General features: G+C 64.3%; 28 protein-coding genes and 1 pseudogene. 13 read left to right on the forward strand and 16 right to left on the reverse strand.

Going from position 1 to position 26,462, the window contains the following annotated elements:
- Positions 1 to 7: 7 nt before the first annotated feature.
- From IVA74_RS29050 to IVA74_RS29080, 7 genes are all read right to left on the reverse strand, one after another.
- Positions 8 to 472, reverse strand: coding sequence for a GFA family protein (locus IVA74_RS29050; RefSeq protein ID WP_247349899.1), 465 nt, complete (start codon positions 470 to 472; stop codon positions 8 to 10).
- Complete coding sequence (locus IVA74_RS29055; RefSeq protein ID WP_247349900.1) at positions 469 to 2,340, reverse strand: methylmalonyl-CoA mutase family protein; 1,872 nt, start codon at positions 2,338 to 2,340, stop codon at positions 469 to 471. Before IVA74_RS29055 ends, IVA74_RS29050 begins: the two co-directional genes overlap by 4 nt.
- An 81-nt stretch (positions 2,341 to 2,421) precedes the next feature.
- The gene (gene folK, locus IVA74_RS29060; protein ID WP_247349901.1) at positions 2,422 to 2,913 is read right to left on the reverse strand and encodes a 2-amino-4-hydroxy-6-hydroxymethyldihydropteridine diphosphokinase; all 492 of its coding nucleotides are present in this window, start codon (positions 2,911 to 2,913) and stop codon (positions 2,422 to 2,424) included.
- 1 nt (position 2,914) lies between these two features.
- Positions 2,915 to 3,283, reverse strand: coding sequence for a dihydroneopterin aldolase (gene folB / locus IVA74_RS29065; RefSeq protein WP_247349902.1), 369 nt, complete (start codon positions 3,281 to 3,283; stop codon positions 2,915 to 2,917).
- Positions 3,280 to 4,140, reverse strand: a complete 861-nt coding sequence (folP, locus tag IVA74_RS29070; RefSeq protein ID WP_247349903.1) for a dihydropteroate synthase — start codon at positions 4,138 to 4,140, stop codon at positions 3,280 to 3,282. The genes folB and folP overlap by 4 nt, the downstream gene beginning before the upstream one ends.
- Before the next feature lie 250 nt (positions 4,141 to 4,390).
- Entirely contained in the window at positions 4,391 to 4,798 is a 408-nt protein-coding gene (locus IVA74_RS29075; RefSeq protein WP_211394090.1) for a DUF4332 domain-containing protein, read from the reverse strand.
- A 26-nt stretch (positions 4,799 to 4,824) separates the two neighbouring features.
- Positions 4,825 to 5,190: a DUF2267 domain-containing protein gene (locus tag IVA74_RS29080; protein ID WP_247349904.1), complete on the reverse strand. Its 366-nt coding sequence runs from the start codon at positions 5,188 to 5,190 to the stop codon at positions 4,825 to 4,827.
- Positions 5,191 to 5,538: 348 nt separating this feature from the next.
- On the opposite strand from IVA74_RS29080, the gene IVA74_RS29085 reads away from it, so the two are divergent.
- From IVA74_RS29085 to IVA74_RS29095, 3 genes are all read left to right on the forward strand, one after another.
- Positions 5,539 to 7,164: a helicase HerA-like domain-containing protein gene (locus IVA74_RS29085; RefSeq protein ID WP_247349905.1), complete on the forward strand. Its 1,626-nt coding sequence runs from the start codon at positions 5,539 to 5,541 to the stop codon at positions 7,162 to 7,164.
- A 147-nt stretch (positions 7,165 to 7,311) separates the two neighbouring features.
- Positions 7,312 to 8,640 carry a glycosyltransferase family 87 protein gene (locus tag IVA74_RS29090; protein ID WP_247349906.1) on the forward strand — a complete coding sequence of 443 codons (1,329 nt, stop codon included), beginning with the start codon at positions 7,312 to 7,314 and terminating at the stop codon, positions 8,638 to 8,640.
- A 17-nt stretch (positions 8,641 to 8,657) separates the two neighbouring features.
- Positions 8,658 to 10,052, forward strand: a complete 1,395-nt coding sequence (locus IVA74_RS29095) for a M20/M25/M40 family metallo-hydrolase (protein WP_247349908.1) — start codon at positions 8,658 to 8,660, stop codon at positions 10,050 to 10,052.
- A gap of 224 nt (positions 10,053 to 10,276) precedes the next feature.
- Here the strand turns inward: IVA74_RS29095 and IVA74_RS29100 are convergent, their stop codons facing one another.
- Both IVA74_RS29100 and IVA74_RS29105 read right to left on the reverse strand, forming a co-directional pair.
- Positions 10,277 to 11,056, reverse strand: coding sequence for a class II aldolase/adducin family protein (locus IVA74_RS29100; RefSeq protein WP_247349909.1), 780 nt, complete (start codon positions 11,054 to 11,056; stop codon positions 10,277 to 10,279).
- Between the two features lie 112 nt (positions 11,057 to 11,168).
- Positions 11,169 to 12,818, reverse strand: coding sequence for a glycosyltransferase family 39 protein (locus IVA74_RS29105; protein WP_247349910.1), 1,650 nt, complete (start codon positions 12,816 to 12,818; stop codon positions 11,169 to 11,171).
- Between the two features lie 313 nt (positions 12,819 to 13,131).
- Between IVA74_RS29105 and IVA74_RS29110 the strand changes: the two genes are divergently transcribed.
- Positions 13,132 to 13,998 (forward strand): DUF308 domain-containing protein, encoded by an 867-nt coding sequence (locus tag IVA74_RS29110; RefSeq protein WP_247349911.1) that lies wholly within the window; start codon positions 13,132 to 13,134, stop codon positions 13,996 to 13,998.
- Between the two features lie 159 nt (positions 13,999 to 14,157).
- Positions 14,158 to 14,574 carry a MucR family transcriptional regulator gene (locus IVA74_RS29115; protein ID WP_036005917.1) on the forward strand — a complete coding sequence of 139 codons (417 nt, stop codon included), beginning with the start codon at positions 14,158 to 14,160 and terminating at the stop codon, positions 14,572 to 14,574.
- A 136-nt stretch (positions 14,575 to 14,710) separates the two neighbouring features.
- On the opposite strand, the gene IVA74_RS29120 is transcribed toward IVA74_RS29115, so the two are convergent.
- Both IVA74_RS29120 and IVA74_RS29125 read right to left on the reverse strand, forming a co-directional pair.
- Entirely contained in the window at positions 14,711 to 15,142 is a 432-nt protein-coding gene (locus IVA74_RS29120) for a SufE family protein (protein WP_247349912.1), read from the reverse strand.
- A 67-nt stretch (positions 15,143 to 15,209) separates the two neighbouring features.
- Positions 15,210 to 15,635 (reverse strand): DUF5330 domain-containing protein, encoded by a 426-nt coding sequence (locus IVA74_RS29125; protein ID WP_247349913.1) that lies wholly within the window; start codon positions 15,633 to 15,635, stop codon positions 15,210 to 15,212.
- A gap of 406 nt (positions 15,636 to 16,041) precedes the next feature.
- Here IVA74_RS29125 and IVA74_RS29130 point away from each other — a divergent pair, with 406 nt between their 5' ends.
- From IVA74_RS29130 to IVA74_RS29140, 3 genes are all read left to right on the forward strand, one after another.
- On the forward strand, positions 16,042 to 17,925 hold the full coding sequence (locus IVA74_RS29130; protein WP_247349914.1) for an ATP-binding protein: 1,884 nt from the start codon (positions 16,042 to 16,044) through the stop codon (positions 17,923 to 17,925).
- Positions 17,918 to 18,619: a peptidoglycan-binding protein gene (locus tag IVA74_RS29135; protein WP_247349915.1), complete on the forward strand. Its 702-nt coding sequence runs from the start codon at positions 17,918 to 17,920 to the stop codon at positions 18,617 to 18,619. Before IVA74_RS29130 ends, IVA74_RS29135 begins: the two co-directional genes overlap by 8 nt.
- Before the next feature lie 69 nt (positions 18,620 to 18,688).
- On the forward strand, positions 18,689 to 19,033 hold the full coding sequence (locus tag IVA74_RS29140) for a DUF1491 family protein (protein ID WP_247349917.1): 345 nt from the start codon (positions 18,689 to 18,691) through the stop codon (positions 19,031 to 19,033).
- On the opposite strand, the gene IVA74_RS29145 is transcribed toward IVA74_RS29140, so the two are convergent.
- Positions 19,030 to 20,004, reverse strand: a complete 975-nt coding sequence (locus tag IVA74_RS29145) for a DUF2336 domain-containing protein (RefSeq protein WP_247349918.1) — start codon at positions 20,002 to 20,004, stop codon at positions 19,030 to 19,032. The genes IVA74_RS29140 and IVA74_RS29145 overlap by 4 nt on opposite strands.
- 255 nt (positions 20,005 to 20,259) lie before the next feature.
- On the opposite strand from IVA74_RS29145, the gene IVA74_RS29150 reads away from it, so the two are divergent.
- The gene (locus IVA74_RS29150; RefSeq protein WP_247350253.1) at positions 20,260 to 20,448 is read left to right on the forward strand and encodes a hypothetical protein; all 189 of its coding nucleotides are present in this window, start codon (positions 20,260 to 20,262) and stop codon (positions 20,446 to 20,448) included.
- 16 nt (positions 20,449 to 20,464) lie between these two features.
- A complete protein-coding gene (locus IVA74_RS29155) occupies positions 20,465 to 21,226 on the forward strand; it encodes a hypothetical protein (RefSeq protein WP_247349919.1) in 762 nt (253 codons plus the stop codon).
- A gap of 14 nt (positions 21,227 to 21,240) precedes the next feature.
- Here IVA74_RS29155 and arsC read toward each other — a convergent pair whose 3' ends face one another.
- From arsC to IVA74_RS29175, 4 genes and pseudogenes are all read right to left on the reverse strand, one after another.
- Positions 21,241 to 21,642 (reverse strand): arsenate reductase (glutaredoxin), encoded by a 402-nt coding sequence (gene arsC, locus IVA74_RS29160; protein ID WP_247349920.1) that lies wholly within the window; start codon positions 21,640 to 21,642, stop codon positions 21,241 to 21,243.
- A 61-nt stretch (positions 21,643 to 21,703) separates the two neighbouring features.
- The gene (arsB, locus tag IVA74_RS29165; RefSeq protein WP_247349921.1) at positions 21,704 to 22,759 is read right to left on the reverse strand and encodes an ACR3 family arsenite efflux transporter; all 1,056 of its coding nucleotides are present in this window, start codon (positions 22,757 to 22,759) and stop codon (positions 21,704 to 21,706) included.
- Between the two features lie 18 nt (positions 22,760 to 22,777).
- Positions 22,778 to 22,933 (reverse strand): annotated as a pseudogene (locus tag IVA74_RS29170) (arsenate reductase ArsC); the annotation flags it as partial.
- Positions 22,926 to 23,288 (reverse strand): metalloregulator ArsR/SmtB family transcription factor, encoded by a 363-nt coding sequence (locus IVA74_RS29175; protein WP_247349922.1) that lies wholly within the window; start codon positions 23,286 to 23,288, stop codon positions 22,926 to 22,928. The gene IVA74_RS29175 and the pseudogene IVA74_RS29170, both read right to left, overlap by 8 nt.
- 137 nt (positions 23,289 to 23,425) lie before the next feature.
- Here IVA74_RS29175 and IVA74_RS29180 point away from each other — a divergent pair, with 137 nt between their 5' ends.
- The 3 genes from IVA74_RS29180 to IVA74_RS29190 all read left to right on the forward strand — a co-directional run bounded on the left by IVA74_RS29180 (position 23,426) and on the right by IVA74_RS29190 (position 26,454).
- Entirely contained in the window at positions 23,426 to 23,743 is a 318-nt protein-coding gene (locus IVA74_RS29180) for a helix-turn-helix domain-containing protein (RefSeq protein ID WP_247350255.1), read from the forward strand.
- A gap of 49 nt (positions 23,744 to 23,792) precedes the next feature.
- Positions 23,793 to 25,157: an NAD(P)-binding domain-containing protein gene (locus tag IVA74_RS29185; protein ID WP_247349923.1), complete on the forward strand. Its 1,365-nt coding sequence runs from the start codon at positions 23,793 to 23,795 to the stop codon at positions 25,155 to 25,157.
- A 115-nt stretch (positions 25,158 to 25,272) separates the two neighbouring features.
- Positions 25,273 to 26,454: an MFS transporter gene (locus tag IVA74_RS29190; RefSeq protein WP_247350257.1), complete on the forward strand. Its 1,182-nt coding sequence runs from the start codon at positions 25,273 to 25,275 to the stop codon at positions 26,452 to 26,454.
- Positions 26,455 to 26,462: the final 8 nt, after the last annotated feature.

Genomic DNA, 26,462 nt, shown 5'->3' on the forward strand with positions numbered 1-26,462 from the left:
TAGGCGCTCAATCATGGTCCGGATGCTGATGGCTGACGATGGTCGCCATCTTCTCCGGTCCGTAATTCTGCTGCGTGGTCTGGCTCGGCAAATTGGAGATGCCGACGACCCAGCCTAGGCGGGATTCGGTGCCATACTGCCGCGTCGGTACGATCTGGTCGGGGCGATCGAAGGCGCCGGTCATGATCTCGATCCGGTCGCCGTCGATGCGGCCAAAACTCAGCGGCGTGCCGCAGGCGGCGCAATAGCCACGTTCGGCGATGGATGAGGAGCGGAAGAACGACGGCTTCCCCTTGGTCCAGGCAAAGTCCGGCTTGTTGATGTCGGCAAAGGAGGCGAACGGCGCGCCGCTGGCCTTCTGGCACATCCGGCAGTGGCAGATCGAAACCTTGTTGGGTGCTTCCGTCAACGCAAAGCGGACCGCGCCGCATTGGCAGCCGCCGGTGAGAACGGGTTTGCCTGCTTCCGTCATGGCTGCTCCATCCGTCGATAGGCGTCCTGCAATGTCGCAAGCGCATCGCCACCGGCGAAGACGAAGCCCGTGACGCCGGCGGCACGCAGCGCCGCCTCGGTATCCGTCGGGCGGCCTGCCAGATAGATAAGTCTGCTACCTGCGGTTTGCAGGGCCTTTGCCGTGGCTTCGGCGTGTTCCGCATAGACCTTGTCACTGGAACAAAGGCAGGCGCACTCGGCGCCGGAGGCCTTGAACGCGGCAGCTAACTGGGAAGGATCGGCAAAGCCCTCGCTGTCGACGGCCTGGATGCCGCCGGTCTCGAACAAGCTTTTGGCAAAGGTCGCCCGCGCCGTGAAATCGGCGGGCGTGCCGAGATTGGCCAGAAACACTTTTGGCCGCGCGCCGCGCGCCTTCAACGCCGCGTCCGATTTGTCGCGCAGCGCCTCGAACGGTTCCGCAAGCCGGATCGGCGACAGCGCGTCGAACTTGTATTTTTGCTCGCCGTAGGGCGCGAGCGCGACCGGCGTCGCGTTCAGCACCGCCGTCTCGCGCTCATGCAGGTTCGGGAACTCGCTGGCGCCGGTCAACACGTCGCGGCGCTTTGCGATGTTGGCCTCACGCGCTTTTCGCGCGGCCGCGACCTTGCTCTGGAACACGCCTTGCTGAAGCGCGGCAAAAGTGCCGCCGGCTTTCTCGCTCTCCTGGAACAGTGCCCAGGCCGCGTCGCAGAGCTGCGCCGTCAGCGTCTCGATGCCGCCTGCGCCCGCCGCGGGATCGCTGACCTTGGCGAGATTGCTTTCTTCCAGCAGCACGGCTTGCGTGTTGCGGGCCACGCGCCGCGCGAACGGATCGGGCAGACCCAGCGCCAGCGTGTGCGGCAGCACGGTGATCGCGTTGGCGCCGGCGAGTCCCGCCGCAAACGTCGCCATGGTCGCGCGCAGCATGTTCACATCGGGATCGCGCTGCGTCAGCATGCGCCAGGCGGTATCGGCGGCGACGAACAATGGCCTTGGCGTGAGCCCGCACGCCGTCTCGATGCGCGCCCAGAGCAGCCGCAGCGCGCGGAATTTTGCCATGGTGAGGAACTGGTCTGCATCCGCCGCAAGCCGCGCATAGACCATGCCCTGCGCCTGCTCCAGCGGAACGCCGGCGCCTTCAATCGCGCGCAAATAGGCGACACCGCAGGCGAGCACAAAGGCGAGCTCCTGCGCCTCGGAGCCGCCGGCATCGTGGATCACGCGTCCGTCGGCCGAAGCAAACGGCCCCTTGAAGCCGAGCGCGACGAGACCCTTGATGCCGCCGGTGACGGCAGGAACGATCTCCTCCCAGCTATAAGGGCTGTGGCCCCACACCGCGCCGGCCGCGAGCGGGTCGAGCCCGAAGCGGATATCGCAGGCACCGGGATCGATGCCGTTGCCCTTCACATATTCCGCGAGATGGATCGCCGCCATCCGCGATTGCGGACCGATCTCAAGCTCGAGGCCGATGCCGGCATCGAGATGGACGTCCTTCAAGATCTTTGCGACTGCGTCTGCGGTCGGTTCCAGCCCGAACCCGTGGGCGCCATTGCCGCCGGCGAACACCAGCGCAAGCCCCGTCGCGCCATTTTCGAGATCGGTCAGAGCTTGCGCATTCGCCGCACTTGCATCGGGATGGTCGATCCGCTGCATGATCTGCCAGGGCGCCGCCGCCGGCCGCCCCACCACGGGCGCAACGCCTTTGGCGCGCGGATAGAGCGGTTCGATCCTGACACCGTCATAGGTCTTGCCGACCAGCTTTTCGAACGGCGCGCCCTTCAGCACGCCATCGACCAGCTTGCGCCAGTCTTCGACGGTCGCCTTGGGAAAATCCGCCGCCAGCGGCAGGTCGTCAGTCACGGAGGTCATACGGCCAAGGGCTCCCGGAAATCTTGTTGTGCGCGGTCGAAATTGCCACGGCCGGCCGTCCCTGCAAACGGTTGTTTTTGGTTAACCGGTATCCGGAAGCCGCTCAATGCCTTGCGTCGAGACGCTGGCTAGCCCGTCGCGCACACGAATGCCGGCGATCACGCGGTCGGGCGCAATCTCGGCCAGCGGCACCAGCACGAAGGCGCGCTCGAACAGGCGCGGATGCGGCAACGTCAAATCGGGCTTCTGAAACGACACATCGTCATAGGCGATCATGTCGAGATCAAGCGTGCGCGGGCCCCAGCGCCGCTCCTTGTCGCGCGTGCGGCCGAATTTCTGCTCGACCTTCTGCATTACGAACAGCAGCGCGTGCGGATCGAGATCGGTCTCGATCTCGACGCAGGCGTTGATGAAGGGATCCTGGTCTTCGTCGCCCCAAGGCGGCGTCGAATAGTCCGACGAGCGCGCGATCATCGCAGCTTGCGCCATGCCGCAGATATGGGCGATCGCCTTTTGGACCGTCGCGCGGACATTGCCGACATTGCCGCCGAGTGCGATCAGCACGCTTGCCATGTCAGGGCTGCCGCGAGCGCGTCAGCATGATGCCGACGTCGTCGAAGATCGCGGCGATCGGCGCATGCGGCTTGTGCACGGTGATCTTGACCGCACGGATGCGCGGAAAGTGCGACAGGATGGCGTCGGCCACCGCGCCGGCCGCGCGCTCCAGCAGCTTGTAATTGGTGTTCTTGAACGCGGCCGTCGTGGTCGCCACGACGTCGGCGTAGGACACGGTGTCGGCGAGCCGGTCGCTGCGCGAAGGCTCCGACAGGTCCGTATAAAGCTCGAGGTCGATGACAAAACGCTGGCCGACCTCGGTCTCGTGCTCCATCACGCCGTGACGGGCATGGATCGACAGGCCGGTTACGAAGATCGTATCGGTCATGGCTTGCTCTCGATTGCGTGCGCCACTCGCAGGGCCTGCAAGGTCTCGGCGACGTCATGGGTCCGGATGATTTTTGCGCCGCGCTGCGCGGCGATCAGATGCGCGGCGATCGAGCCGGCGAGCCGCTCTTTCGGCTCCGACGGCGACACCGAAGCGATGAAGCGCTTGCGCGAGGCGCCGACCAGGACCGGCAGGCCGAACATGTCGAATTCACGCAACCGCGCCAGCGCGGTCATGCTCTGCTCGGCCGTCTTGCCAAAGCCGATGCCGGGATCGAGCACGATCTTGTCGCGGGCGATGCCGGCTTGTGCCGCGATGTCGAGCGAGCGCTGAAAGAACACGGTCATGTCCGCGATGATGTCGATAGCGGGATCGACGCTGTCGCGGTTGTGCATGACGATGACGGGGACGCCCTTGGCGGCCACCAGCGACGCCATGCCGGCGTCGCGTTGCAGGCCCCAGACGTCGTTGGCGATCGCAGCGCCCTGGGCGAGCGCGAACGCCACCACCTCCGCCTTCATGCTGTCGATCGAGACCGGCACGCCGAGCGACACGACGCCTGCCAGCACCGGCTTGAGCCGTACCAGTTCGTCTTCCGCCGTGACCGGCCGGGCACCCTTGTAGGGCCGGGTGGACTCGGCACCGATATCGATGATGTCGACGCCGGCCTCGATCATGGCCCGCGCCCGCGCGATTGCCTGCTCGGGCGCGATGAATTCGCCGCCGTCGGAGAAGGAATCCGGGGTGATGTTGAGCACGCCCATCACCGCCGGGATCGGCCGCTCGAGAAGCGTCCGCAGCACGTCAGGCCCGACTGAACCGGCCGCCGGGACGGATGGGGAAAGCGAGGCATTCATGCGCGTCGCTTTGCGCGGTCGGGAAGGGGGAGTCAAGAAGGGAGGGGAGCGCAAATACGTGCCACTCTATCACCATTCTGAGCTGGCCGCTTCTTCAGCGGCCCTCGAAGGGCGACGGCCCGACGTTCTCCGAGTGGTGGCAGCGGTGGCCGTTCATCCTTCAAGGCTCTCCACAGGACGCGTCGCGTCCCGTGCCTCGCACCTCAACCGACAACCGCTTCGCGGTTGCGCGGGGATGACGGAGCTACCATCAATACGAAATCTTCGGCGGCAGCTTCTTCGCCTTGGCGATGATGTCGCCGACCGACTTCTCGGAAGGAAGGATGCGGAGGAGCTTTTTCTTTTCGTTGGCATCGCGCATGCTCTGGGCGAGCCTTGCCGGATTCCGATAGGAGAGCTCGCGCACGGTGGTGACGCCGGCGGCGCGGACCAGTCCGACCTTGGCCCTGCCCATGCCGGGGATACGCATGTAGTCGGAGACGTTGGCCCATTCCAACAGCAGCTGCTCGCTGATGCCGGTCTTGGCGGAGAGCGCCTTGCGGCCCTTCACGGTTGAGGCCGCTTCGAGCAGCGCGTCGGTTGTGCGGATACCTTGCGCCTTCAACTTGTTGGCGGCAAAGGTCGACAGGCCCTCAATCTCGGAGATCGGATATGTCATGATACTCGATATGAAATGCGCAAGCTTCAGGCGAACTGGCTGAGGCCCGGTGTCCCCGCGATGATCTTGCCCATCTGATCCGCTCCGATTTTGTCTCGGCCGAAGCGAAAAAGTTCACGGGCGACGTTCTGAATCTCGGACATGCCAAGTCCCAGGCCCATCAGGCGCGTGCCGACGGCCATCAGGCCGCCGCCCATCAGCCGCGACAGTCCGCCGCCGCTCCTGGACGCCTCGATTGCGGCCTCCGCACCGGGGATATGATCGATTAGGGTCTGGACACTGTCGGAAGGCCCCTCGTTGCGGAGGAAGCCCAGGATAATGCCGATCGTCTTTTCAGCGTCAGCACTATCTATGCTGGCGATTGTCGCCAGCCGTCCGATCAGCTCGTCCATATGGCCTGCCCCTCAGCCGGTTCACATGCCGGGTATTGTTTTCGAAAATGATCTTGAGCCGGTGCGATGTGAAATACAAGCGATGAACGCCACCAACGTTCCGATTCACTCTCGAACGCGCGGCAAGTGTTGCAGCTATGCAAGAGCGGAGATGGAATCGGCGAAAAAATGCCGCGGTGCAAATGCGTCGTTCCTACTTTCGACGGATGCTGCTCGCATGTTTCCGATAATGTCGCATGCTTGGAGCGCGTTGAATGGTTTTAATCGGCGCGCAACATGCGTTAAAGTACGGAACTGGTGCATTCGAGTTTCGATACGCGAAACACGGCAGAGAGATCAGAGAGAATAATGACCGCACAGGACAGCGAGCTCGGCGACACCGACGACAAGATCTTCGTCGGCAAGGGAGACGAGCAGGCGTGGCTGACGCTGGCGCTCGCCAATCGCCACGGCCTCGTCACGGGTGCAACGGGAACCGGCAAGACGGTGACGCTGCAAGTCATGGCGGAAGGATTTGCGCGCGCCGGCGTTCCGGTCTTCGCCTCCGACATCAAGGGTGACCTCTCCGGCATCTCCGAGGTTGGCGAAGCCAAAGACTTCATCCTCAAGCGCGCCACCGAGATGGGGCTGACATTCCAGCCGGACCAGTTCTCGACGGTGTTCTGGGACGTATTCGGCGAGCAGGGACACCCGGTGCGGGCGACCGTCACGGAAATGGGCCCGCTGCTGCTTGCACGCATGCTCGACCTGAACGACGTGCAGGAAGGCGTGCTCAACGTCGCCTTCCGCGTCGCCGACGACAACGGCCTTGTCCTGATCGACATGAAAGATTTGCGGGCGCTACTCGATGCCATCGTGCCCGACAGCAGCAAGAAGGGGCCGGACGCCGCGGCGGATCCGCTCGCCGAGATTCGCAAAGCCGCGCAGGGTTTTGGCAACGTCACCAAGGCCACCGTCGGCACCATCCAGCGCCAGCTTCTGGTGCTGGAGAACCAGGGCGGCACCAAATTCTTTGGCGAGCCGGCGCTGACGCTGAAAGACTTCATGAAGACCGACCGCGACGGCCGCGGCATGGTCAACATTCTCGTCGCCGACAAGCTGCTCCAGAGCCCACGGCTTTACGCGACATTCCTGCTGTGGATGTTGTCAGAACTGTTCGAGGAGCTGCCGGAGGCCGGCGATTTGCCAAAGCCGAAGCTGGTATTCTTCTTCGACGAGGCGCATCTGCTTTTCAACGACGCGCCCAAGGCGCTGATGGACAAGATCGAGCAGGTGGTGCGTCTGATCCGCTCCAAAGGCGTCGGCGTTTATTTCGTGACGCAAAACCCGGTCGACGTGCCCGACCGCGTGCTCGGGCAATTGGGCAACCGGGTGCAGCACGCGCTGCGCGCCTTCACGCCGCGCGACCAGAAGGCGGTCGCCGCCGCGGCCCAGACTTTTCGGCCCAACCCGAAGCTCGACACCGCCAAGGTGATCATGGAGCTCGGCAAGGGTGAGGCGCTGGTGTCCTTTCTCGAAGGCAACGGCACGCCCGCGATGGTCGAGCGGGTGATGATCCGGCCGCCCTCGGCCCGGATCGGACCGATTACGCCGGCAGAGCGGAAGGCGATCATGGATGCAAGCCCGGTGAAGGGCAAATACGACACCGCCGTTGATGATGAGTCCGCCTACGAGATGATCCAGAAGCGCATTGCCGGCACGGCTGCGCCTGCCGATCCAGGCGCGGCGGGCGGTGGAGGCGGCGGCATCCTCGGCCAGATCGGCTCGATCGTCGGCACCATCTTCGGCACCAACGTCAAGCGCGGCCGCCTGTCGACGGGCCAGGTCATCGCGCGCGACATGACCCGATCGGTGACCAACCAGGTGATCGGGGGGATGGCGGCCAATATCGGCAAATCGGTCGCCGGCAAGCTCGGTGGCTCGATCGGCCGCACGCTGGTCCGCGGCGCGCTCGGCGGCTTGCTGCGGCGCTAGGCATGCAGTCGCCGTTTTAGGCCGTTCGCCGTATCAGGCCGTTTTCGGGAAGTTGCCTGATGCGCGACGGGAACAAATTCGGGTGAACAGGACTCTCCAAGCGTCCATCGGTCTGCTAGGTGCTATGGCCCATGACTGGACCACACCGTGACCTCACCTGAATCTTTCGCCGAACCCGGCGCACTCCGAACCCTGTCGCTGCGTGCGCCGCTCGACCTGCTCTTCCTGCTCTGCTGCTTCATCCTGGCCGCCGACGTCCTCGGTCCCGAGATCTTCGGGCATGGCAAGACCAAGGATTACGGGCTGTGGTACTGGGCCGGGCAGCAGGTCTTGCAGGGTGGGCCGCTCTATCCCGACGACATCCATGAGTACTTCGAGTTCATCTACCCACCGCTGCCGGCAATCCTGCTGGCGATCCCGAGCTGGTTCGGCAAGGTCGCGCTCTACACCGTGCTGTCGATCCTGAATATTGTGGCGTGGTGGTACACGGGAATGTTTTCCAACGCCATGACCGGTTCGGGCCACAGGCCCGGCCCCTGGCTGGAGGCGCTGCCCGCTTTCGTCACCGTGACTTTCGTGTTCGACATGTTCGATCTCGGCCAGCCGAACCTCGTCCTGCTGGCGATGATGCTCTACGGCTTCTGGAGCTTGCAGCATCAGCGCTCCTGGCTTGCAGGCTTCATGTTCGCGCTCGCCACCGCCATCAAGGTGTTTCCCATTGCGGTGCTGCCCTATCTGGTCTGGCGACGGAAGTGGGGGGCCGCCGTTGCAACAATTACCTTCACCGGCATGCTTCTCTATGTCGTGCCGGCACCCATTCGCGGCTTCGAGCGCAACGCCGCCGAGCTCAAGACCTGGTATCAGGGCATGGTCGGGTCGAGCTCGGAAAAGGGATTTGGCCAGCGCGACGAGCAGAACTGGTCGTGGGTGAACCAGTCCCTCATTGCTGTCACGCACCGGCTGGTCCGGCCGATCAACTACAATCAGGAAGATGCCAACAAGCCGCCGCGCACGATGAATGTCATTGACGTCGATTACAGGACGGCGAACTGGATCGTGCTGGTGCTGTCGGCGTTGCTCGGACTCGCCTTCGTCGCGATCATGCCACGGCAGGGGCGGCGAACGGCGCGGTCGGACGCCGAAGAGCTCGGCATCCTGTTCTGCCTGATGACGGTGGCATCGCCCCTGGCGCGGCAATACTACTTCATGTGGCTGTTCTTCCCGATGACGGTGCTGATGCATCGCGCCGCCTTCGACGAGCGGGCGAACGTACGCCTGGGAACCTGGCTCGCCCTAGGCGCCGCCGGCGTGCTCATGCTGCTGTCGCTGCCGTGGTTTCCCAATGTCTTTCAGGCCTGGGGCAATAACCTCGTCGCCACGGCGGTCCTCGCAGGTAGCCTCGCATGGCACATCCGCCATCCGCCGGATGCGGCTGGTCCCAAGGCCGCGGCAGCGCTAAAAGCCAAGACATCTTGAACGCAGGGAACACGACCATGGCCAATGCACAGCTTCAATCCGTGCTCGACCACATCGACAAGGATTTCGACAACAGCCTGGAGCGTCTGTTCTCGCTGTTGCGGATCAAGTCGATCTCCGCCGATCCCGCCTTCGCGGCGGATTGCAAGGCGGCGGCCGAACATCTGGCCAAGGACATCGCGAGCCTCGGCGTTGCGACTGAAGTGAGGCCGACCGCCGGCCATCCCGCGGTCGTCGGCAAGAGTGTCGCCGGTGGCCGGCCGCATGTGCTGTTCTACGGTCACTACGACGTGCAGCCCGTCGATCCGCTCGATCTCTGGCACCGTCCGCCATTCGAGCCTGTTGTCACCGACCATGCAGACGGCCGCAAGATCATCGTCGCGCGCGGCGCCGAAGACGACAAAGGCCAGGTCATGACCTTCGTCGAGGCCTGCCGTGCCTGGAAGAAGGTGACGGGCTCGCTGCCGATTGACGTCACTTTCCTGATCGAAGGCGAGGAAGAGGTCGGCTCGAAGAATTTCGTGCCATTCATCGAAGCCAACAAGGCCGAGTTTGGGGCGGACTACGTGCTGGTCTGCGACACCGGCATGTGGGATCGCGACACGCCGGCGATCACGACGTCGTTGCGCGGCCTGCTCTACGAAGAGCTGAAGATCACCGCCGCCAATCGCGACCTGCATTCAGGCGTGTTCGGCGGTACGGCGATGAACCCGATCCGGGTGCTGACCAAAATTCTGGGCAGCCTGTTCGACGACGACAACCGCATCACCATCCCCGGCTTCTATGACGGGGTGAAGGATGCACCGCCGGACATTCTCGCGCAGTGGAAGAAGCTCGACTTCACGCCGGAGACGTTCCTCAAGCCAGTCGGGCTATCGATACCGGCCGGCGAGAAGGGCCGGCTCCTGGTCGAGCAGGCTTCCACGCGTCCGACCTGCGACGTCAACGGCATCTGGGGCGGCTATATCGGCGAGGGCTCCAAGACGGTGATTCCGTCACACGCATCGGCAAAGGTGTCGTTCCGATTGGTCGAAGGCCAGGATCCCGCGAAGATCCGCAAGGCTTTCCGCGAGTATGTGTCGGCGCGGATTCCGGGAGATTGCAGAGTTGAATTCGGCGACCATTCCGCCGGGCCTGCGATTGCGCTCGACTGGAACATGAAGCCGCTCGCCGCGGCCAAGACCGCGCTGACCGAGGAATGGGGCAAGGAGACCGTGCTGATGGGATCGGGCGCCTCGATCCCGATCGTCGCCGATTTCAAGCGCACGCTGGGCCTCGACTCGCTGCTCGTCGGCTTCGGCCTGGACGACGACAATATCCACTCGCCGAACGAGAAGTACGACCTGCGCAGCTTCCAGAAAGGCATCCGCTCCTGGGCCCGCATCCTCGCCGCGCTCGCGGAAGTGAAGTAGGGCGAAAACTCTATCTCGCTCGTCATTGCGAGCGAAGCGGCGAAGCGAAGCAATCCAGAATCCCTCCACCGGGCGACTCTGGATTGCTTCGTCGCAAGCGCTCCTCGCAATGACGAGCAGAGGAGGCCGCACCAAATAAAAACGCCGCCCGGAATTGGACGGCGTTTTATTCGAAAAGGTGTAGAGGTTAGTTGACCGCTACCTTACACCAAATCTGGAAAATTTCAAGACCGGTAGCCCGGAAGCTCGCGGTCGAGCTTGCGGAGCAGCGGCGGCCACACCAGGTTGGTAGCGCGCAGCTCGGCGCGGTCGCGGTTGGCGAGCAGCTCGGTGTTCTTGTCGATTGCGACGTCGTCGACCGGATAGACCGGCGTGCCCAGCGCGCGCGTACGCACCTGCATCGAGCAGGCGCGCTCGAGGTGATACATGCGCTCGAAGGCCGAGGCGACCGAGCGGCCGACCGTCATCGTGCCGTGGTTGCGCAGCAGCATGTGGTTGTGGTCGCCGAGATCTTTCTGGAGCCGCGGCCGCTCGTCATGGTCGAGCGCGATGCCTTCATAGTCGTGATAGGCGAGGTCGTGGGTGACGAGCTGGGCGGTCTGGTTCAGCGGCAGCAGGCCTTCGGCGCTGCTCGACACCGCGGTGCCGTCGAGGGTGTGGAGATGCAGCACGCAGATCGCGTCCTCGCGCACCTCGTGGATCGCCGAATGGATGGTGAAGCCGGCCGGGTTGATGCTGTACTCGCTCTCGGAGAGCTGGTTGCCGTGCAGATCGACCTTGACGAGGCTCGACGCCGTGATCTCGTCGAACATCAGCCCGTAGGGATTGATGAGAAAATGATGCTCCGGGCCGGGTACGCGCGCGGAGATGTGGGTGTCGACCAGATCGTCCCAGCCGTAGAGCGAGACAAGCCGATAGCAGGCGGCGAGATTGACCCGTTGCTGCCACTCGGCCTCCGTCATGTTCGAGGGCACTTCCTTCAGACGCGCTTCCGCTGGCGACATGGGTTATCCCTCCGAACATCGTTGTTGCGGAGCGGGAGCGTAGTCTTGGTGACGGCCGGCGGCAAGGCGCTGAAAGCGCGGCAGTTAGGCGTGGCCCGCATGGAGAAAATTATTACGGCGCCGGGATCGAGAGCAGGCTGGAAATGCTGCTGCCGCGGATGTCGTAGACGCGGGCGAACACCACGTCGTCGCGTTTGATCTCGACCAGCACGGGCGCGGTGAGGCCCTTGCAGTAGAACTCACCGAGCGTCATGGCGAAATCGGCGGCATGGGAATCCCAGCCGATGGTGAAGTCGGGGCCGAGCGCGACCTGGGCGGGGCGCTGCGGGCCGCACACGGCGACCTTCCATTTGCGGTTGCGCGGCGGCACTTCCTGGCGTTCGACGAGCTGCTCACGCAATTCGTCGGAGGCCTGCTTCAGCGCGAGGCCCCAATAATCCAGCATGAAGCGATCGTCGGCGCCGCGCACGGTGCCGGCGATGTGGTTGAAGTGGGTGTATTGATACGGATGCAGCCGGATCATCTCGGCGAGCGAGAGCGCAAGGCCAAAGCAGAACGTGGCGAGCACGACCGGCTGCCAGGTGCGGTGATTGGCGCGCAGGCGCTCGATGGCCCAGCCAAAGGCGACGCCGCCGAGCACCGCCATCGGCGGGATCACGAAGACGAAATGGCGGATGCCGTTGTACAGCGCCGGTCGCTTCACCATCGCGATCGCGAGTGGCAGGGTCGCGGCGAGCGTCAGCATCAAGAGGATGGTCTTGCGGCGTGCTGGAATCTCGCGGCGCGGCAGCATCGCGAAGGTGCCGATCACGGCGCCGAACATCAGCACCAGCATCACTTCGGGCAGTTGAAGCGCGAACAGCGTCGGCAGATAGGACCAGGGCATGTCGGGCACGGACACGATCGCGCCGTCGAACATCTCCTTCCAGGGCTTCTCGAAGAAGTGCGAGAAGTAGGTCAGCGCCTCGAAGGGATTGCCGGGCTCCATGATCGACCACGGCCAGATCAGCCCCATCACGAGGTAGCCGAGCACGAGGCCGGGCAGCAACAAATAGACGACATGAGCGAAGCGGCGGACCGATTCGCGCAGACCCTCGCTACGCAGTTCCTCCAAGAACAGCGGCATGAAGCCGATCACGGCATAGACCAGCGCAAGGCCGCCAAGGATGCGGGTGCCGAGCGAGAGGCCGGCGCCAAGGCCGACGATCAGGATCGTGCGCGGCGAAGGCTGCGGATATTCTTCGGCGAGGCGGACCAGACCCAGCATCAGGATGATCATGGCCACCGCGAAGGGCGCATCCTTCGGATTCATGAACATGTGGCCGTAGAAGATCGGGCAGAGTGCGAGCAGCAGGAGCGAGGCAAGTCCCGCAAGGGGGCCGCCGATGCGGCGGCCGAGCCGCCACGTCACCGCAAGCCCGATCACGCCGACGACGGCGCCGACCAAACGGCGCGTCTCGAACAGCTCGAGCGGAATCACCTTGTGCAGGAGGGCCGCGACCATGTCGAAGCCGCCGCCATACATATAGAGGTTGGCGAAGGAGAGTGCCGCGGTGTCCTTGAAACCGGAACCGAACATGCGGAGCAACAGGTCGGCATATTCAGCGTGGGTGTAGTCGTCCCAGCCGAGCCCGTAGTCGCGGAAGGTCAAGCCTGCAATGACGGCGACCGCAGCCAGCACCAGCATGGCGAGATCGTCGCAAGTCCGTTCAACCGAGCGCCGCAGAGGCGTATCGATCGCCGAAGTCGTGATGGATGTCATGGCTATTGGTGACCCGGAATCCCCGCTTGGCCCTGCTGGTGCGCGCGGGCCTGCTCCCCGGAATCCCTATAGCGCAGTTCCATTACCAAGTAATTGGGCATTATGGCTAAATTCCTGATGCGACGCAGCAAATCCGACCAACTTGGGAGCTACTTAGAACTAGCGAACCGTAGCTGAAGGGAATGTGAATAAGTGCCTGATATCCTTCCCTTCAGGAACAGAGGCTTCAATTCGACGTTGGCGTGGAACACGGTATGACGATATCGTGGCGTGACGGGTGTCGCGTATGGCTGCGCGACCGGGGGTGAGTTCGATGGCGTTGGTATTGTTGATCGCGGGGATTTTCGCCGTTCTGGCGGGCCTCCTTGCGATCCTGTTTGGCTTTACCGTCAGGGAATTCAGTCTCGGCAGCACCCTCATAATCTCCGGCTCGATCGGCGTCTGCTCCGGGATGTTACTGGCCGGCCTTTACGTCGTCGTCGCGGAACTGAAGGGCATCGCGCGCCGGCTGACTGGATCAGTCGCACCGTCCGATGTTCGGGTCAGGCCCGTCCTGCCGGGCCCCGGGATGCCAGGAACGCCCGCGCCCGAGCCGGTGGGCGCAGCGAAGATCGAGCCGACGCCGCCATTGCCTGCCTCAGGGCCGCCGCCGTGGCAGAACGAAGCGGCCGCGCGGGAGCGTCCGCGCATCGAGCCGTCGCCGGAACCGGAAGTTCCGGTCCTGCCTGAGGCTGCGGAACCGCCGCGCCGGCGTAACCTGATGTTCGCCTCGACCTCCCGCAAGGAGCGCGAGCGCGCGGAGGCGAAGGGCGGCGAGGGCGTGCCGCCGCTGCCGCATGCGGAGCCGCCGGCGGCGCCTGACGCACCGGATGGTCCGCCTGCGAGCTTTGACGACGCCTGGCCGAAGCCGGACCGTATGAGGCCTCAGGAGCCGCCGGCCGCCTCGCGGCGCCCGCCGCCGCGCTCGCCGTCGACCTTCGCGGAGGCTGCTCCTCCACCTGCACCCGAGCCGGCTCCAGCGGTCGAGCAGGCGCCCGTGACCGTGCTCAAATCCGGCATCGTCGATGGCATGGGCTATTCGCTCTATTCCGACGGCTCGATCGAAGCGCAGATGCCCGAGGGCATGATGCGCTTTGCCTCGATCGACGAGCTGCGCGCCCATCTCGACCAGCGGTCCTGAGATCTGCTGCAGGCAAGTAAAGCGTGGCTATTCTTGTCGCACCGCCAGTAAATCAGTCCAGCCTCGTCAGTCATCTCATTTCAGCCGAACGTATTGTTGACACGGAATACTTCCGCGTCGTCAATCCCGTGAGACGCAAGGTCGAGAAAGGTCGGGCCCATGTCGGATGCCGGGGCTAAGAATTTCATTGAGCTGACGGCGAGCATCGTGTCGGCCTATCTCAGCAACAATCCGACGCCTGCGGCTGAGATTCCGAACCTGATCAGCCAGGTGCACGGTGCCCTGGTGCGGGTGTCGTCAGGCCGCACCGAGACAGCGCCGCTCGAGCCGGCGAAGCCGGCGGTCTCGCTGAAGAAGTCGATCGCGCCGGATTATCTGGTCTGTCTGGAAGACGGCAAGCGCTTCAAGTCGCTAAAGCGCCATCTGCGCACCCAGTACAACATGACGCCGGAGCAATACCGCGAGAAATGGGGCCTGCCTGCCGACTATCCCATGGTCGCGCCGAACTATGCGGTGGCCCGCTCGCAGCTTGCGAAGCAGATGGGACTGGGGCAGCAGCAGCGGAAGCGGAAGTAGAGCCGCTGTTACATCAGCTCACTCGGCCCTCATCCTGAGGAGCCCGCAAAGCGGGCGTCTCGAAGGACGGCCGCGGGCGAGAGCGGGGCCGTCATGGTTCGAGACGCGCGTTCCGCGCTCCTCACCATGAGGGTCCTCAGGACGCTTCCGCGAGCGCTTCTTTCGCGTCGGTCTTGATACGCTCGACCATCGAGCGCAGGCCGTTGGAACGCTGTGGCGTCAGATGATCGCGAAAGCCGAACTCGTCGAACACGGCAATGGCGTCAGTTGCAAGAATCTCCTGCGGCGTGCGGCCGGAGTAAAGCGACAGCACGATCGCGACCAGCCCGCGCACGATGTGGGCGTCACTGTCGCCGCGATATTTCAGGATCGGCGCGCCGCCATGGCGATGATCGATCAGCTTCTGGAGCCAGACCTGGCTGACACAGCCGTTCACCTTGTTCTCGGCCGAATGCTCAGCCTCGGACATCGGTTCCAGGGTACGGCCGAGCTCGATGACGTACCGGTAGCGGTCGTCCCACTCGTCCAGAATCTCGAAATTGTCCCTGATTTCGTCGATCGTCGTCATGCTGGCCCGTGTTCCCGTTCAGGCCAATATAGGGACGCTAGGCCGTGAAATCGATAGGGTTTGGGGGCTAATTCGCTGGCGCAGGCGGCGGGCCGCGCCATTCCAGCGCAAGGTCGTCCTGGGATAGGGTGTCGCGCGGCGCTTCGCTCGTAGCAGTGTCGCCTTCGCCGGCCAGCGCGATCGAGCCGGTGTGGTCGGGCGCCTTCTTGTCGGGCTTCTCGAGCTGCTCCTTCTTGTCGTTGATGATCTGGTAGATCTTGCGCGCGCCGTCCTGTGCGCGCTGGCCGATGATGGTCGCGGCCTGTCCGCCGACCTCGCAGGCCGCGGGCTGGCGCTTGCAGAACTGGGTCATGTCGGAGACGGCCGCGGTCGCAGCCTGCACCGCGTCGGCGGCGCCGATCTGCGGCAGCTTGTCCGATTCGGGCGTCTTGTCCCGCGGCAGGAGCACCAGCACCAGCCCGAGCCAGAATGTGATGCGAAGCAGAAAGCGCATCTTGCGACCTGTATGTTAGATCCCGCCGCGGCATCTCCGCGGATGTCGGACCTAGCAACTCTCGATAAATCGCAAGTGATTGCCTTCCGCTTAATTCGCAGAAAATTTACGCAAAAATCTTCGAAATCGAGGGTCTCGTAAATTTTCGATTGACGCCCACGCCCGTGATTCTGCCGGCACGCCCATCCACCATTTCGAAACCATGCGGATCACGGTGAAACCCTGCGTTCACCATTCTTGCCGATGACGTCGTCAAATCGTCTAAAAAGCCCCGCGATGACACGGTGTCCGGCGGCACGCCGCATCGCCTTAGTGTTCGTTTAAGGTCGCTCTGACACGGTGACCTCACGATAAGGAGAGGCGTTCCGGCACGTCTTCTCGACGAGTAAGCCGAAGCGCGAGATCCGTGACAGTTTTGAGTATCATCCGCGATTGTCTCGATGCGCTGCTGCATCCCTCCGCGCGTTACGACGCGCTGACGCGAGCACGCCATCGTGCCTTCATGGCGCCGCGTCTGCTCGGCAGCCTGGCCGCCTTTGCCGCATTCCCGGTCTATCTCGCCATGCGCGGCGCGCCGAGCGCGATCGAGGTCGCCGCCTTCGCCTGGCTGATCGCGCCGATCCTGTTGTCCTGGTTCCTGTCGCGCACCGGGCGCTATGAAGGCGCGCATGTGCTGTCGTCGCTGGCGCTCGCTGGCCTGATCATGGCGGTTGCGGTTACGACCGGCGGCATCGAATCATTCGCCGCGATCTGGCTGGTCGTGGTTCCCCTCGAAGCTGCGTTGTCGGCCTCGCGCCGTGTCGCGGCCTTTGCCTCGCTGCTTGCACTGTCCTGCGCCGGCATCCTCATCCTTGTCAGCCAGCTCGGCTGGCTGCCGATTGGCGACACCAGCGCCGCGGAGCGCGGCGTGCTGATGGCGTTCGGCGTCGCCTCGGCGACCCTCTATGCCGCAGGCCTCGCCTTCGGGGCGGAATCGCTCGCGCGCACCAGCTTTGCGCTGCTGTTGCGTGAGGAAGAGCGTTACCGCCTGCTGGCGCGGAACATGAGCGACGTCATCTCGCGGCATCGGCGCAACGGCGCGGTGCAGTTCATCTCGCCGGCGGTGGAAGCCATGCTCGGTGTGCCCGTCGCTCAACTGCTCGGCCACGGCCTGTTCGACCGGGTCCATGTCGCCGATCGTCCGGCGTATCTGACGGCGCTGTCCGATGCCGCGCGCGGCGACGTACGCAGTGTCGAGTTCCGGTTGCGCCGGGAGCCTGTCGGCTCGGAGCGTGGCCAAATTGATTTCATCTGGGTCGAGTTGCGCTGTCGCCCGCTCGATCAGGATGCGGGCCGTGATGCCACGCGCGAGGCCGATGTCGTCGCCGTGATGCGCGATGTCACCGACCGCAAGCTTTCCGAGCAGGCACTCGATCGGGCGCGCAGCGCCGCCGAGGAGGCCGACGCCGCCAAGACGCGCTTCCTCGCCACCATGAGCCACGAACTGCGCACGCCGCTCAACGCAATCATCGGCTTCTCCGAAATGATCGCGCAGGAGCAGACCTTGATGCTGGGCGCGGCCCAGCGCAGGGAATACGCCCAGCTCATCAACGATTCCGGCCAGCATCTGCTCTCGGTCGTCAACGGCATCCTGGACATGTCCAAGATGGAATCGGGCAATTTCGAGATTGCCTCCGAGCCGTTCGCGCCGCGTGCATCGCTGATGCATTGCTGCAATCTGCTGGCGCTGAAGGCGCGGGAGAACGGCGTCGATCTCGTCACCGATGCGCCGCAGGACCTGCCTTTCATGACCGGCGATCCGCGCGCCTTCAAGCAGATCGTGCTCAACCTCGTCGCCAACGCCATCAAATTCACCGAGCGCGGCGGTCAGGTCACCGTAACAGCCGCGGTGTCGGGCTCGCAGCTTGCGCTAGGCATCAGCGACACCGGAATCGGCATCGCGCCTGACGATCTCAAGCGCGTCGGCGCGCCGTTCTTCCAGGCCGGCAAGACTTATCAGCGCCGTCACGAAGGAACCGGCCTCGGACTTTCGATCGTGAAGAGCCTCGTGGCGTTGCATCTCGGCGAATTGACGGTACAAAGCAGGCTTGGCGAGGGCACCGCCGTCACCGTCAAGCTGCCGCTCGTCTACACGCCGCCCCAGGCCAAGACTTCTGATCAAAAGACGTCTTCCGATCAAAAGACGTCTGAGGCGAGCGAGAGCAAGATCGCGACGCTGACGCCGGTGCCGCGTCAGGAATCTCACGACCAAATTCAGGACCAACCCGCTCTGGTGAAGAAAAGTGCCTAAGAAGTCTGCCAAGGACGAAGCCGCTCCGCGCCGCCGTGGCGCCAAGGCCGCGGTGATCGACGTCGAGACCGAACGCAATCTCGTGGTGCGCGTGCTGCTGCACAGCCCGAAGGATACGCTGGCCGGTCTCGTCGCCGTTGCCGCCATCAGCGCGATCGTTGCCAATGCTCTGTTCCTCCAGACCGGCCGGCATCCGGCGCCGATGTTCGGCACCGTGATCAATCTTCCTGCGTCGTCATCCCTGCCGTTGTCGAACCCGTTGCCGCGTCCGCGTCCCGTCGGCGCCGATACCTCGCCGCTCGAGCCAAGAGCGACGGAGTTTCGTGCCGAGCCCAGACCTGCGGAGAAGGCGCCGGAGAAGCCGGTTGAGGCGACCGCATCGACGCCGCGCTCGGGCGATCCCATGACCAATCTGGTCAAGCAAACGGCGTCGGTGCCGCCATCCGTCGCCATCGCGCGTCCGCCGGCGCCGATTCCGGTGCAGCAGAGCCCGGCTGGGCGGCGTATCGCCGGTGTGCAGCGCGCGCTGTCCGAATACGGCTACGGGAATTTGAAGGTCACGGGCGCGATGAGCGGCGAGACCCAGTCCGCGATCCAGAAATTCGAGCGCGAGCACAAGATGCAGGTCACCGGTCAGGTGTCCGACCGCCTGCTGCGCGAGCTCGGCGCCGCGATCGGCCACCCCGTCGAATAAGCATCAGGCTTCGCAGGGTCCGAAGCCCGAAGGCTGGTGCTCATTGCAGCCCTGGCCTATCGTGCGCCCATGCGATTAAAATCAAACATCTGGGTCTCAGCCTATCTGCGCCGGTGCCAGACCGAGGGCGTGTTCGGCGCGGTGCGCCGTCGCGGGGCCGAGGAGGCGGGCGCGGTGTTCGTGAAGGTGTCGCTGCTCGACGGCAATGCGATGCTCTACGCACCGGCGCCGCAGACCGTCTATGACGATGGCCGGCCGGCCGATCGCTTCTTCGTGCCGGTTGCGCCGCAGCCCTTGCCTGAGCACACCATCGAGGAACGGCTGACCAAGGAAATCCGCTTCGATCAGGACGTCTGGATCGTCGAGACCGAAGACCGCGCCGGGCGGCATTTCCTCGAGCTGGCGAAGGCCTAACGATCCGACCCGTCGGTGCCCGTCCGCACCGCAGGCGCGGAGCCGGGCTGCACGCCCGGGCGCGTCTGGCTTGCGCCCGCACGCGCGCGCTGACGATCGCTGTCATGCAGCGACGGCTGGTACTTCGCGCGGGTGACGGCGAGTGTCGAGCCGCGCCAGGCGGCCAGCAACACCAGCGCCGAGCGATCGCTGAGGCGATCGTAGAGCCGCGACAGCCGGTACACGTCGGTCACGGAGTTGCCGATCTCCGGCTTGAAGAACAGCAAGATGCGCTGGAAGACCGGGCTCGGCATGTCGAGCGCGCGCGCCGCGACAGCGAGCGCTTCGCCGCTTGCATCGTCGACGATCTGGGCTGCGACGCGCGAGGGCAGGATCAGGCTGTCGCCGAGCTCGGAGGTGAAATTCTCGACATCGCCCGCGATCGCCGCCATCTCCAGGATCTGGATCGCGCGCTTGGCACGCACGGTCGGAATCCGCGGCGCGGCCTTCAGCGGGGTCTGCGCCAGATTGTGCAGGATCAGCGCGCGCTCGGAGGTGCCGGCGCGGAAGAACATGTCGTGGATCTCGGCCGCGTCCTTTGGCTGCATCGCCATGTTCGAGGCCATGCGCTGCTCGGCCTCGGTTGGCGTGCGAACCGGGGAGGGGGCAGGCGGGGGTGCCGGAATTTCGCGCGCAAGCGGAACCCTGCGGCCCTCCTGCGCGGCCGACAGTCCGAGCTTCTGCATGATCGGGGCGGGCGTCGAGGGATAGATCGCAAGCCGCGCCTTGACGGCCGCGCGCGTCGCGTCGTCGACCTGGTCGATCAACCGCATGGCAAGCTCGACGAACTGGCGCTGCTCGTCGTCGCTGTGGGTGCTCGACTGAACATAGAGGTCGGTCAGCACGCGCAGCAGCGTCGGACGAACATCGACGCCTTCGCGACGGGAGAGGGACATCAGCCCGTCGAATCCTGGAAACAGCGACTTGGTCATGGAGAGATACGCGACCTGGAAAAGATACTGGCAGCCAGCCTATCGCGGGCTCCTTTAAAGGCTCGTTAAGGAAAACGAGGCGTGAAGCCCAACGCGCGTTTTGAAGCGTTCCCGTGCCGCAAGGGGACGGAAGGTCCGGCCCGTGCGGTTACGGTCCGGCCGGCACGTTTACACCCCGTTAACCATGAACTGATCTTAATGAATGCATGTTGCATGAGCGCGCCGGGTCGCGCGGCAATTGATAGAGAGCTGATCATGGGGACCATTATCGAATTTCCGGCCGGTCGCCGGGCGGGCGCGTCGGGTGACGTGGTTCCGCGCGCGGATATGGGAACGATTCTGATTCTCCCCGTGATCCGCATCGAGCGCGAGAGCGACGAGCGCAGCGGCGATCACGGGCCGGAGCAGGGCACAGCGCCGGGGCGCCGTCGTCGTCGCCGCTAACATCCGGCCTTTTGCAATGCCGGAAAACCTCCGCCAGATCCGGCCCGTCGTAACGGCCATCCTGCTCGTATCGCTGGGCGCTACGCTCGCCGCCTGTAGTGGCGGTGATTTCGGCCGGACCCGCGCCGACATGCGCAGCGACGACATGCATCGCTGGCTGGGCGCTGAAGTCACCTCCAGCGTCGGCCTGAAGCCGTCGCAATTCCAGCTCACCGACGAAGAGCGCCAGCTTCGCGACCTCGCCTATCCCCTGATCGAGCCGCCACTGTCGCGGCCCGCCTGGAAGAGCGTGTTCGGCGACTACAAAGCGCTGCCCTCGCCCTGGCGGCAAAAGATCGTGTTCGACCGCACCATGTACGGACGCACGCTGATCGACGAGCCGCACCGTTCGCATTCCTCGCGCTATGCGCAGCTGATCGAGGACGTGCGCAACGACATCACCCGCTTCGAGCCGTTCTTCGGCTCTGCGATCCGCGTCATCGACCTCGACAAGAAGCGCAACGCCAGCATGGCGCGCGTCTCCAGCCTCTCGCCGAAGGAGAAGGAGGACGCGGTCGAGCGCATGCAGGAGAATTCGCTGATCATCCAGTGGGTGCAGCAATGCCTCGAGCAGCGCGTCTCGTCCTATCGCTGGGGTCTGGAGCGGCTGGTGATCCAGGCGCCCGACGGCATGGCCGCCGATGCCGACCGCCTGATTGGCGAACTCGCCGCCCAGACCGTCAACCCGCCGGTCGCGGCCCAGCCGCCGTACGGCCGCGCGGTCGTCTCGAAGGGCTAGAATTTCTCGCGAACCTACTTGGCCTCGACCACCTCGCCATCCTCCTTCACGAACCGGCCGACGGGATTGTCCAGGAGATCGATGACGGCTTCCGAAGGCCGGCACAACCGTGTGCCCCTGGGCGTCACCACGATCGGACGGTTGATCAGGATGGGGTGCGCGAGCATCTGGTCGATCAGCTCGTCGTCCGTCCATTTCGGGTCGTCGAGGCCGAGATCGCGATAGGGCGTGCCTTTCTCCCGCAGCAGCGCGCGAGCGGAGATGCCCAGGGCCTTGATCAGCTCGACCAGCTTTTTGCGGGATGGCGGCGTCTTCAGATATTCGATGACGACGGGCTCGGCGCCGCTCTGCCGGATCATCGCCAGGGTGTTGCGCGAGGTGCCGCAGGCGGGGTTGTGATAGATCCTGACGCTCACGATCGGGCCTCCACGACAGTTGCGGGCTCGCGCACATCGGCACAGCGAATAGACAGTGTCGTCATTGCCGGACCTCAACCGCAGTGGCCGCCTTGCCAGCGCCTGCCTCGTACCAGCCTCTGGTCGCCTTCACGATGCGGACGACGGATAGCATCACCGGTACTTCGACAAGAACGCCGACCACAGTTGCAAGCGCTGCGCCGGAGTCCAGACCGAACAAGCTGATCGCGGCAGCGACTGCCAACTCGAAGAAGTTGCTCGCGCCGATCAGCGCTGCTGGAGCGGCGACGCACCAGGCCACGCCAAACCGCTGGCTGAGCCAATACGCCAGGCCCGCATTGAAATAAACCTGGACGAGGATCGGCACCGCGAGGATCGCGATCACGCCCGGCTGCCTGACGATCTGCTCTCCCTGAAAGCCGAATAGGAGAACTAACGTCGCCAGAAGCGCAACGAGCGAAAGAGGTTGCAGCGTCCGCAGGCTGCGGGCGAATGCAGCTCCCCCCTTTTGCAGCAACACCCTTCGCCACACTTGCGCGACGATCACGGGGACCACGATGTATAGCAAGACCGACAGGAGCAACGTACCCCAAGGGACGCTGATGGAGGCCACCCCGAGCAGCAGTCCCACGAGCGGTGCGAACAGGAAAACCATGATCACGTCGTTGAGCGCGACTTGGCTCAAAGTGTAGTGAGGCTCCCCTTCGCACAGGTTGGACCATACGAACACCATGGCGGTGCAAGGCGCGGCGGCCAGCAGGATCAGGCCCGCGATGTAGGACGAGATCTGGCCCGCCGGCAGCATCGGTGCGAACACATGGCCGATGAACAACGAGCCCAGCAGTGCCATCGAGAATGGCTTTACGGCCCAGTTGATGAAAAGGGTAACGCCCACGCCGCGCCAATGCTCACGGACTTGGCCCAATGAGCCGAAATCAATCTTCAGCAACATCGGCACGATCATGAGCCAGATGAGCGCCGCAACCGGCAGGTTGACCTTGGCAACCTCAGCGGTCGCGACCGCAGCAAAGAAGCCTGGCAAGACATGTCCCAGCGCTACGCCCGCCACGATGCAAAGCGCAACCCAGAGAGTAAGGTATCGTTCGAAGAGTCCCATGGGCTACGCCACATCGCGCAGCGCCAGCGGATGCACCGCGGCTTTCGGCCTGCTGCCGGCGGAGAACGCCCGAAACCGGCCGGCACCGTCCTTGCGGAGGATCGACTCGGCGAAGCTCGAGCGCGCCGAATTGCCGGTGCACAGGAACAGCACATTGAACATCTGGTCAGGCACGGCTTCGCTCCTTTCGTTTTGGCGAGCAGCAGGCTTGAAGGCTATCGACGACCGGCTCGCAAACTTCCGGCCGCCCGCCGCAGCAATCCCGCAGCAGGAAGACCGCAACGTCCCGGAATTCGGCGAGGTTGGCGCGGTACACGATCGAGCGGCTGTGTCGCTCGGAGGTGACAAGGCGCGCGCGTGTCAGGATCGACAGATGGGCCGACAGCGTGTTCGGCGGGACTTCCAGCAGGCGGGCGAGATCGCCGGCCGGAAGGCCGTCGGGCTCGTGCCTGACGAGCGTCCGGAAGGCCTCCAGACGGGTCGACTGCGAGAGGGCTGCGAGCGCAAGAACGGCTTCTTCGGTTTCCATATATCCAGATTTATGGAAATATTGGAGGAAGTCAATCCGTAAATCCGTGCCGCTCCACACAGATTGATCGAAGTTATATTTCGAACATTCTAGAAATATCGTTGACAGCAACTGGCGATCGGCGCATGTTGGCGCTCATGAAGATTGACGACGCAGCAGCACGCCTGGAAGCCTTGGGCAACCGGACACGGCTTCAGATTTACCGGGCCCTGGTCCGGGCTGGACGATCGGGCATGCCCGTTGGTCGCTTGCAGGACAAGCTGAAGATCCCCGCATCGACGCTGTCCCATCACATCAAGTCTCTGGTCGCAGTCGGGCTCATCAGTCAGGTTCGGGAATCCACGACCCTGGTCTGTCATGCAAACTACGACGGCATGCGTGGCTTGGTGGACTTCCTGGTGTCCGAATGCTGTGCCGACGAAACCGAATGCAAGAATGCCAAAACGGCGGCGTGATTTTTTGGTCTCAGTTATTCGATGCTTCTAGAATGATGGGAGAAGTGAAATGAGCGGTGGAAAAACGGTTGCAGTCATCGGGGCAGGGCCCGTCGGCCTGGCTGCGGCCGCGCACGTGCTCGAACGCGGCATGTCGCCCGTCGTATTGGAGGCCGGGCCCGAAGCCGCGCACGCGGTGCGTCAATGGCAGCATGTCCAGCTCTTCTCCCCGTGGGAGTACAATGTCGACAAGGCCGCGGCGCGCCTGCTGACGCCGACCGGATGGAATTCGCCGGACCCAAGCGCCTATCCGACCGGTGGCGAACTGCTTGATCGATATTTGATGCCACTTGCGACGCGAACGCCACTGCGCGAGGTGATCCGGACATCCAGTCGCGTCTCGGCCATCAGCCGCGTCGGTTTCGACAAGGTGAAGACCAGGGGAAGAGAGCAGGAGCCTTTCGAAATCCGCTATCAGAACGGCAAAGGTCCGGAAGTGCTGCGCGCGGATGCCGTGATCGATACATCAGGCACATGGTTCTCGCCCAATCCGGCGGGCCGCAACGGCTTGCCGGCGATCGGCGAGCCTGAATGCGCCGGCCACATCGCCTACGGCATGCCGGATCTGCGGAGCGCCGATCGCGCCAGATATGCCGGGAAGACCGTTGCCGTGCTCGGCGCCGGCCATTCCGCGGTGGGCACGCTGATCGATCTCGCGCAACTCGCCGACGAGGTGCCGGGGACGCAAGCTATCTGGCTGTTGCGCGGCGCCGATCCCGCCAAGGCTTTTGGCGGCGGCCGGAATGACAAGCTTGCTGCACGCGGACAGCTCGGCAGCGCCTTCGCTGCGCTTGTTGCCTCCGGGAAGATCAAGGTCGAATCCGAATTCGGCGTCACGCATCTCTCGGAATCCGAAGGTTGCCTCGAGATCGCGGCCGGCGCCGGCGCGCGAAGTGTGATCGTGGACGAGCTGATCGTCTCGACGGGCTTTCGTCCCGATTTTTCGTTCCTGTCCGAATTGCGCCTGCGGCTCGATCCCGCCATTGAGGCGCCGGTCGCCCTGGCGCCGCTCATCGATCCCAACGAGCACAGCTGCGGCACGGTGCGCCCGCACGGCGCGCGCGAGCTCTCGCACGATGAGCCGGGCTTCTACATGGCGGGCATGAAGTCGTATGGCCGCGCGCCGACCTTTCTCATGATGACAGGGTATGAACAGGTCCGCTCGATTGCGGCCGATCTCGCCGGCGACAAGGAAGCCGCCGCAAGGGTGGAACTCGTGCTGCCGGAGACCGGCGTCTGCACGCGCGGCGGCGTCGAGTCCACTGAAGCGGCATCAGGATGCTGCGGTGGGCCGGCGAAGCAGGAACCAACGGCCTGTTGCGCGGCCGATGAAACGGCGAAGAAGGCCGGCGCTTCGGGGTGCGCTTGTTCATGAATTTGGTTCTTGCAGATGAAGCAGGAGATTCTCCCACCGTGGTTCGTGCGCCGTTTCGGCTTGGGGGCGGGAGGACAGCATTCGTAACTTGAGCGGTCGGTCGCTGATCGCGGTGATGTGCATCGGCCAGGTCGGCAATCTGCTGCCGCATGTGACGCTATCCGCGAACCTTGCGCAGCATTTGATGCCGGCTTGGGGGCTTTCCGCCGCCGAAGGCGGGCTGATGGCAAGCGGTTATGCGTTCGGCTACATGCTCGCGGTGCCCGTGTTGACGACGTTGACCGACCGGATCGATGCGCGACTCGTCCTGCTCTGCGGCTCGATCCTCAGCGGGCTGGCGACCTTGGCGTTCGGAATCTTCGCGCAAGGGTTTTGGTCCGCGACTGCGATCTGGTCCCTTGCTGGACTTGGATTTGCGGGCGCCTACATGCCGGGCCTGAAGGCGCTGACGGACCGGCTTCCCGCCGGCGACACTTCACGGGCCGTCACTCTGTACACGTCGAGCTTTTCAGTTGGTGTCGGCCTCTCGTTCCTGGTGGCGCAGATCATCGCTGACGAATGGGGGTGGCGGACCGCCTTCCTCGTGACTGGCTTCGGTCCCATTGCGATGGTTGTCGCGTGCCTTCTGATGCAGGAGCAGCGCCCCGCGCCGAAGACGGGACGTCTTTTGAACTTCGCGCCCGTCTTCGCCAATCGCGAGGCGCTCGGATACATATTCGGTTACGGCGCCCATTGCTTCGAGCTCTACGGCATTCGCACCTGGCTGGTCGGGTTCTGGACCTTCGTCATCTCACATCAAGGCGCGCCTTCCTGGTTGAGCCCCGTTGTGCTGAGCTTCTGCTTCGCGGTGATCTCGATGCCCGCCAGCATCCTCGGCAACGAGGCTGCGCTGAAGTTCGGGCGTCATCGGGCAATCACGATTGTGATGATTGCATCGGCTTGTGTTGCGCTGGTCATCGGGCTGAACGCGACCGCCCCGGCATGGCTGCTCGCGCTGCTGCTGATGATCTATGGCCTGACGGTGCCGGCCGATTCCGGCGCATTGACCGCCGGCATGTCGGCCGCGGCAGTGTCCGAACATCGCGGCGCGACCCTGGCCTTGCACTCCACCGTTGGCTTCGGCCTGTCGGCTGTCGGCGCCTGGGGAACCGGCGCCGCGCTCGACGCAGCCGGCGGCCCGCAAAGCGCCAACGGCTGGCTGCTGGCGTTCATTGTCCTCTCGGCCGGGATCGCGGTGGGTCCACTGGCGCTGCTCTGGGCGCGGGCGCGACCGTCCCTGAGCCGCAGCGCGAGATGACGCCGCTC

Origin of the sequence: Bradyrhizobium sp. 132 (assembly GCF_023074185.1) — a bacterium.
Taxonomy (GTDB): Bacteria; Pseudomonadota; Alphaproteobacteria; order Rhizobiales; family Xanthobacteraceae; genus Bradyrhizobium.

What these genes read in the sequence shown, in the direction of transcription:
- IVA74_RS29075 (WP_211394090.1), bottom strand. Translation starts at nt 4,798, where the DNA reads ATGACATATCCGATCTCCGAGATTGAGGGCCTGTCGACCTTTGCCGCC.
- IVA74_RS29105 (WP_247349910.1), bottom strand. Translation starts at nt 12,818, where the DNA reads ATGACATCCATCACGACTTCGGCGATCGATACGCCTCTGCGGCGCTCG.
- IVA74_RS29095 (WP_247349908.1), top strand. Translation starts at nt 8,658, where the DNA reads ATGGCCAATGCACAGCTTCAATCCGTGCTCGACCACATCGACAAGGAT.
- folK (WP_247349901.1), bottom strand. Translation starts at nt 2,913, where the DNA reads ATGGCAAGCGTGCTGATCGCACTCGGCGGCAATGTCGGCAATGTCCGC.
- IVA74_RS29085 (WP_247349905.1), top strand. Translation starts at nt 5,539, where the DNA reads ATGACCGCACAGGACAGCGAGCTCGGCGACACCGACGACAAGATCTTC.
- IVA74_RS29120 (WP_247349912.1), bottom strand. Translation starts at nt 15,142, where the DNA reads ATGACGACGATCGACGAAATCAGGGACAATTTCGAGATTCTGGACGAG.
- IVA74_RS29175 (WP_247349922.1), bottom strand. Translation starts at nt 23,288, where the DNA reads ATGGAAACCGAAGAAGCCGTTCTTGCGCTCGCAGCCCTCTCGCAGTCG.
- IVA74_RS29150 (WP_247350253.1), top strand. Translation starts at nt 20,260, where the DNA reads ATGGGGACCATTATCGAATTTCCGGCCGGTCGCCGGGCGGGCGCGTCG.
- IVA74_RS29185 (WP_247349923.1), top strand. Translation starts at nt 23,793, where the DNA reads ATGAGCGGTGGAAAAACGGTTGCAGTCATCGGGGCAGGGCCCGTCGGC.
- IVA74_RS29055 (WP_247349900.1), bottom strand. Translation starts at nt 2,340, where the DNA reads ATGACCTCCGTGACTGACGACCTGCCGCTGGCGGCGGATTTTCCCAAG.
- IVA74_RS29155 (WP_247349919.1), top strand. Translation starts at nt 20,465, where the DNA reads ATGCCGGAAAACCTCCGCCAGATCCGGCCCGTCGTAACGGCCATCCTG.
- folB (WP_247349902.1), bottom strand. Translation starts at nt 3,283, where the DNA reads ATGACCGATACGATCTTCGTAACCGGCCTGTCGATCCATGCCCGTCAC.
- IVA74_RS29115 (WP_036005917.1), top strand. Translation starts at nt 14,158, where the DNA reads ATGTCGGATGCCGGGGCTAAGAATTTCATTGAGCTGACGGCGAGCATC.
- IVA74_RS29145 (WP_247349918.1), bottom strand. Translation starts at nt 20,004, where the DNA reads ATGACCAAGTCGCTGTTTCCAGGATTCGACGGGCTGATGTCCCTCTCC.
- folP (WP_247349903.1), bottom strand. Translation starts at nt 4,140, where the DNA reads ATGAATGCCTCGCTTTCCCCATCCGTCCCGGCGGCCGGTTCAGTCGGG.
- IVA74_RS29125 (WP_247349913.1), bottom strand. Translation starts at nt 15,635, where the DNA reads ATGCGCTTTCTGCTTCGCATCACATTCTGGCTCGGGCTGGTGCTGGTG.
- IVA74_RS29100 (WP_247349909.1), bottom strand. Translation starts at nt 11,056, where the DNA reads ATGTCGCCAGCGGAAGCGCGTCTGAAGGAAGTGCCCTCGAACATGACG.
- IVA74_RS29080 (WP_247349904.1), bottom strand. Translation starts at nt 5,190, where the DNA reads ATGGACGAGCTGATCGGACGGCTGGCGACAATCGCCAGCATAGATAGT.
- arsB (WP_247349921.1), bottom strand. Translation starts at nt 22,759, where the DNA reads ATGGGACTCTTCGAACGATACCTTACTCTCTGGGTTGCGCTTTGCATC.
- IVA74_RS29050 (WP_247349899.1), bottom strand. Translation starts at nt 472, where the DNA reads ATGACGGAAGCAGGCAAACCCGTTCTCACCGGCGGCTGCCAATGCGGC.
- IVA74_RS29110 (WP_247349911.1), top strand. Translation starts at nt 13,132, where the DNA reads ATGGCGTTGGTATTGTTGATCGCGGGGATTTTCGCCGTTCTGGCGGGC.
- IVA74_RS29180 (WP_247350255.1), top strand. Translation starts at nt 23,426, where the DNA reads ATGAAGATTGACGACGCAGCAGCACGCCTGGAAGCCTTGGGCAACCGG.
- IVA74_RS29190 (WP_247350257.1), top strand. Translation starts at nt 25,273, where the DNA reads ATGTGCATCGGCCAGGTCGGCAATCTGCTGCCGCATGTGACGCTATCC.
- IVA74_RS29140 (WP_247349917.1), top strand. Translation starts at nt 18,689, where the DNA reads ATGCGATTAAAATCAAACATCTGGGTCTCAGCCTATCTGCGCCGGTGC.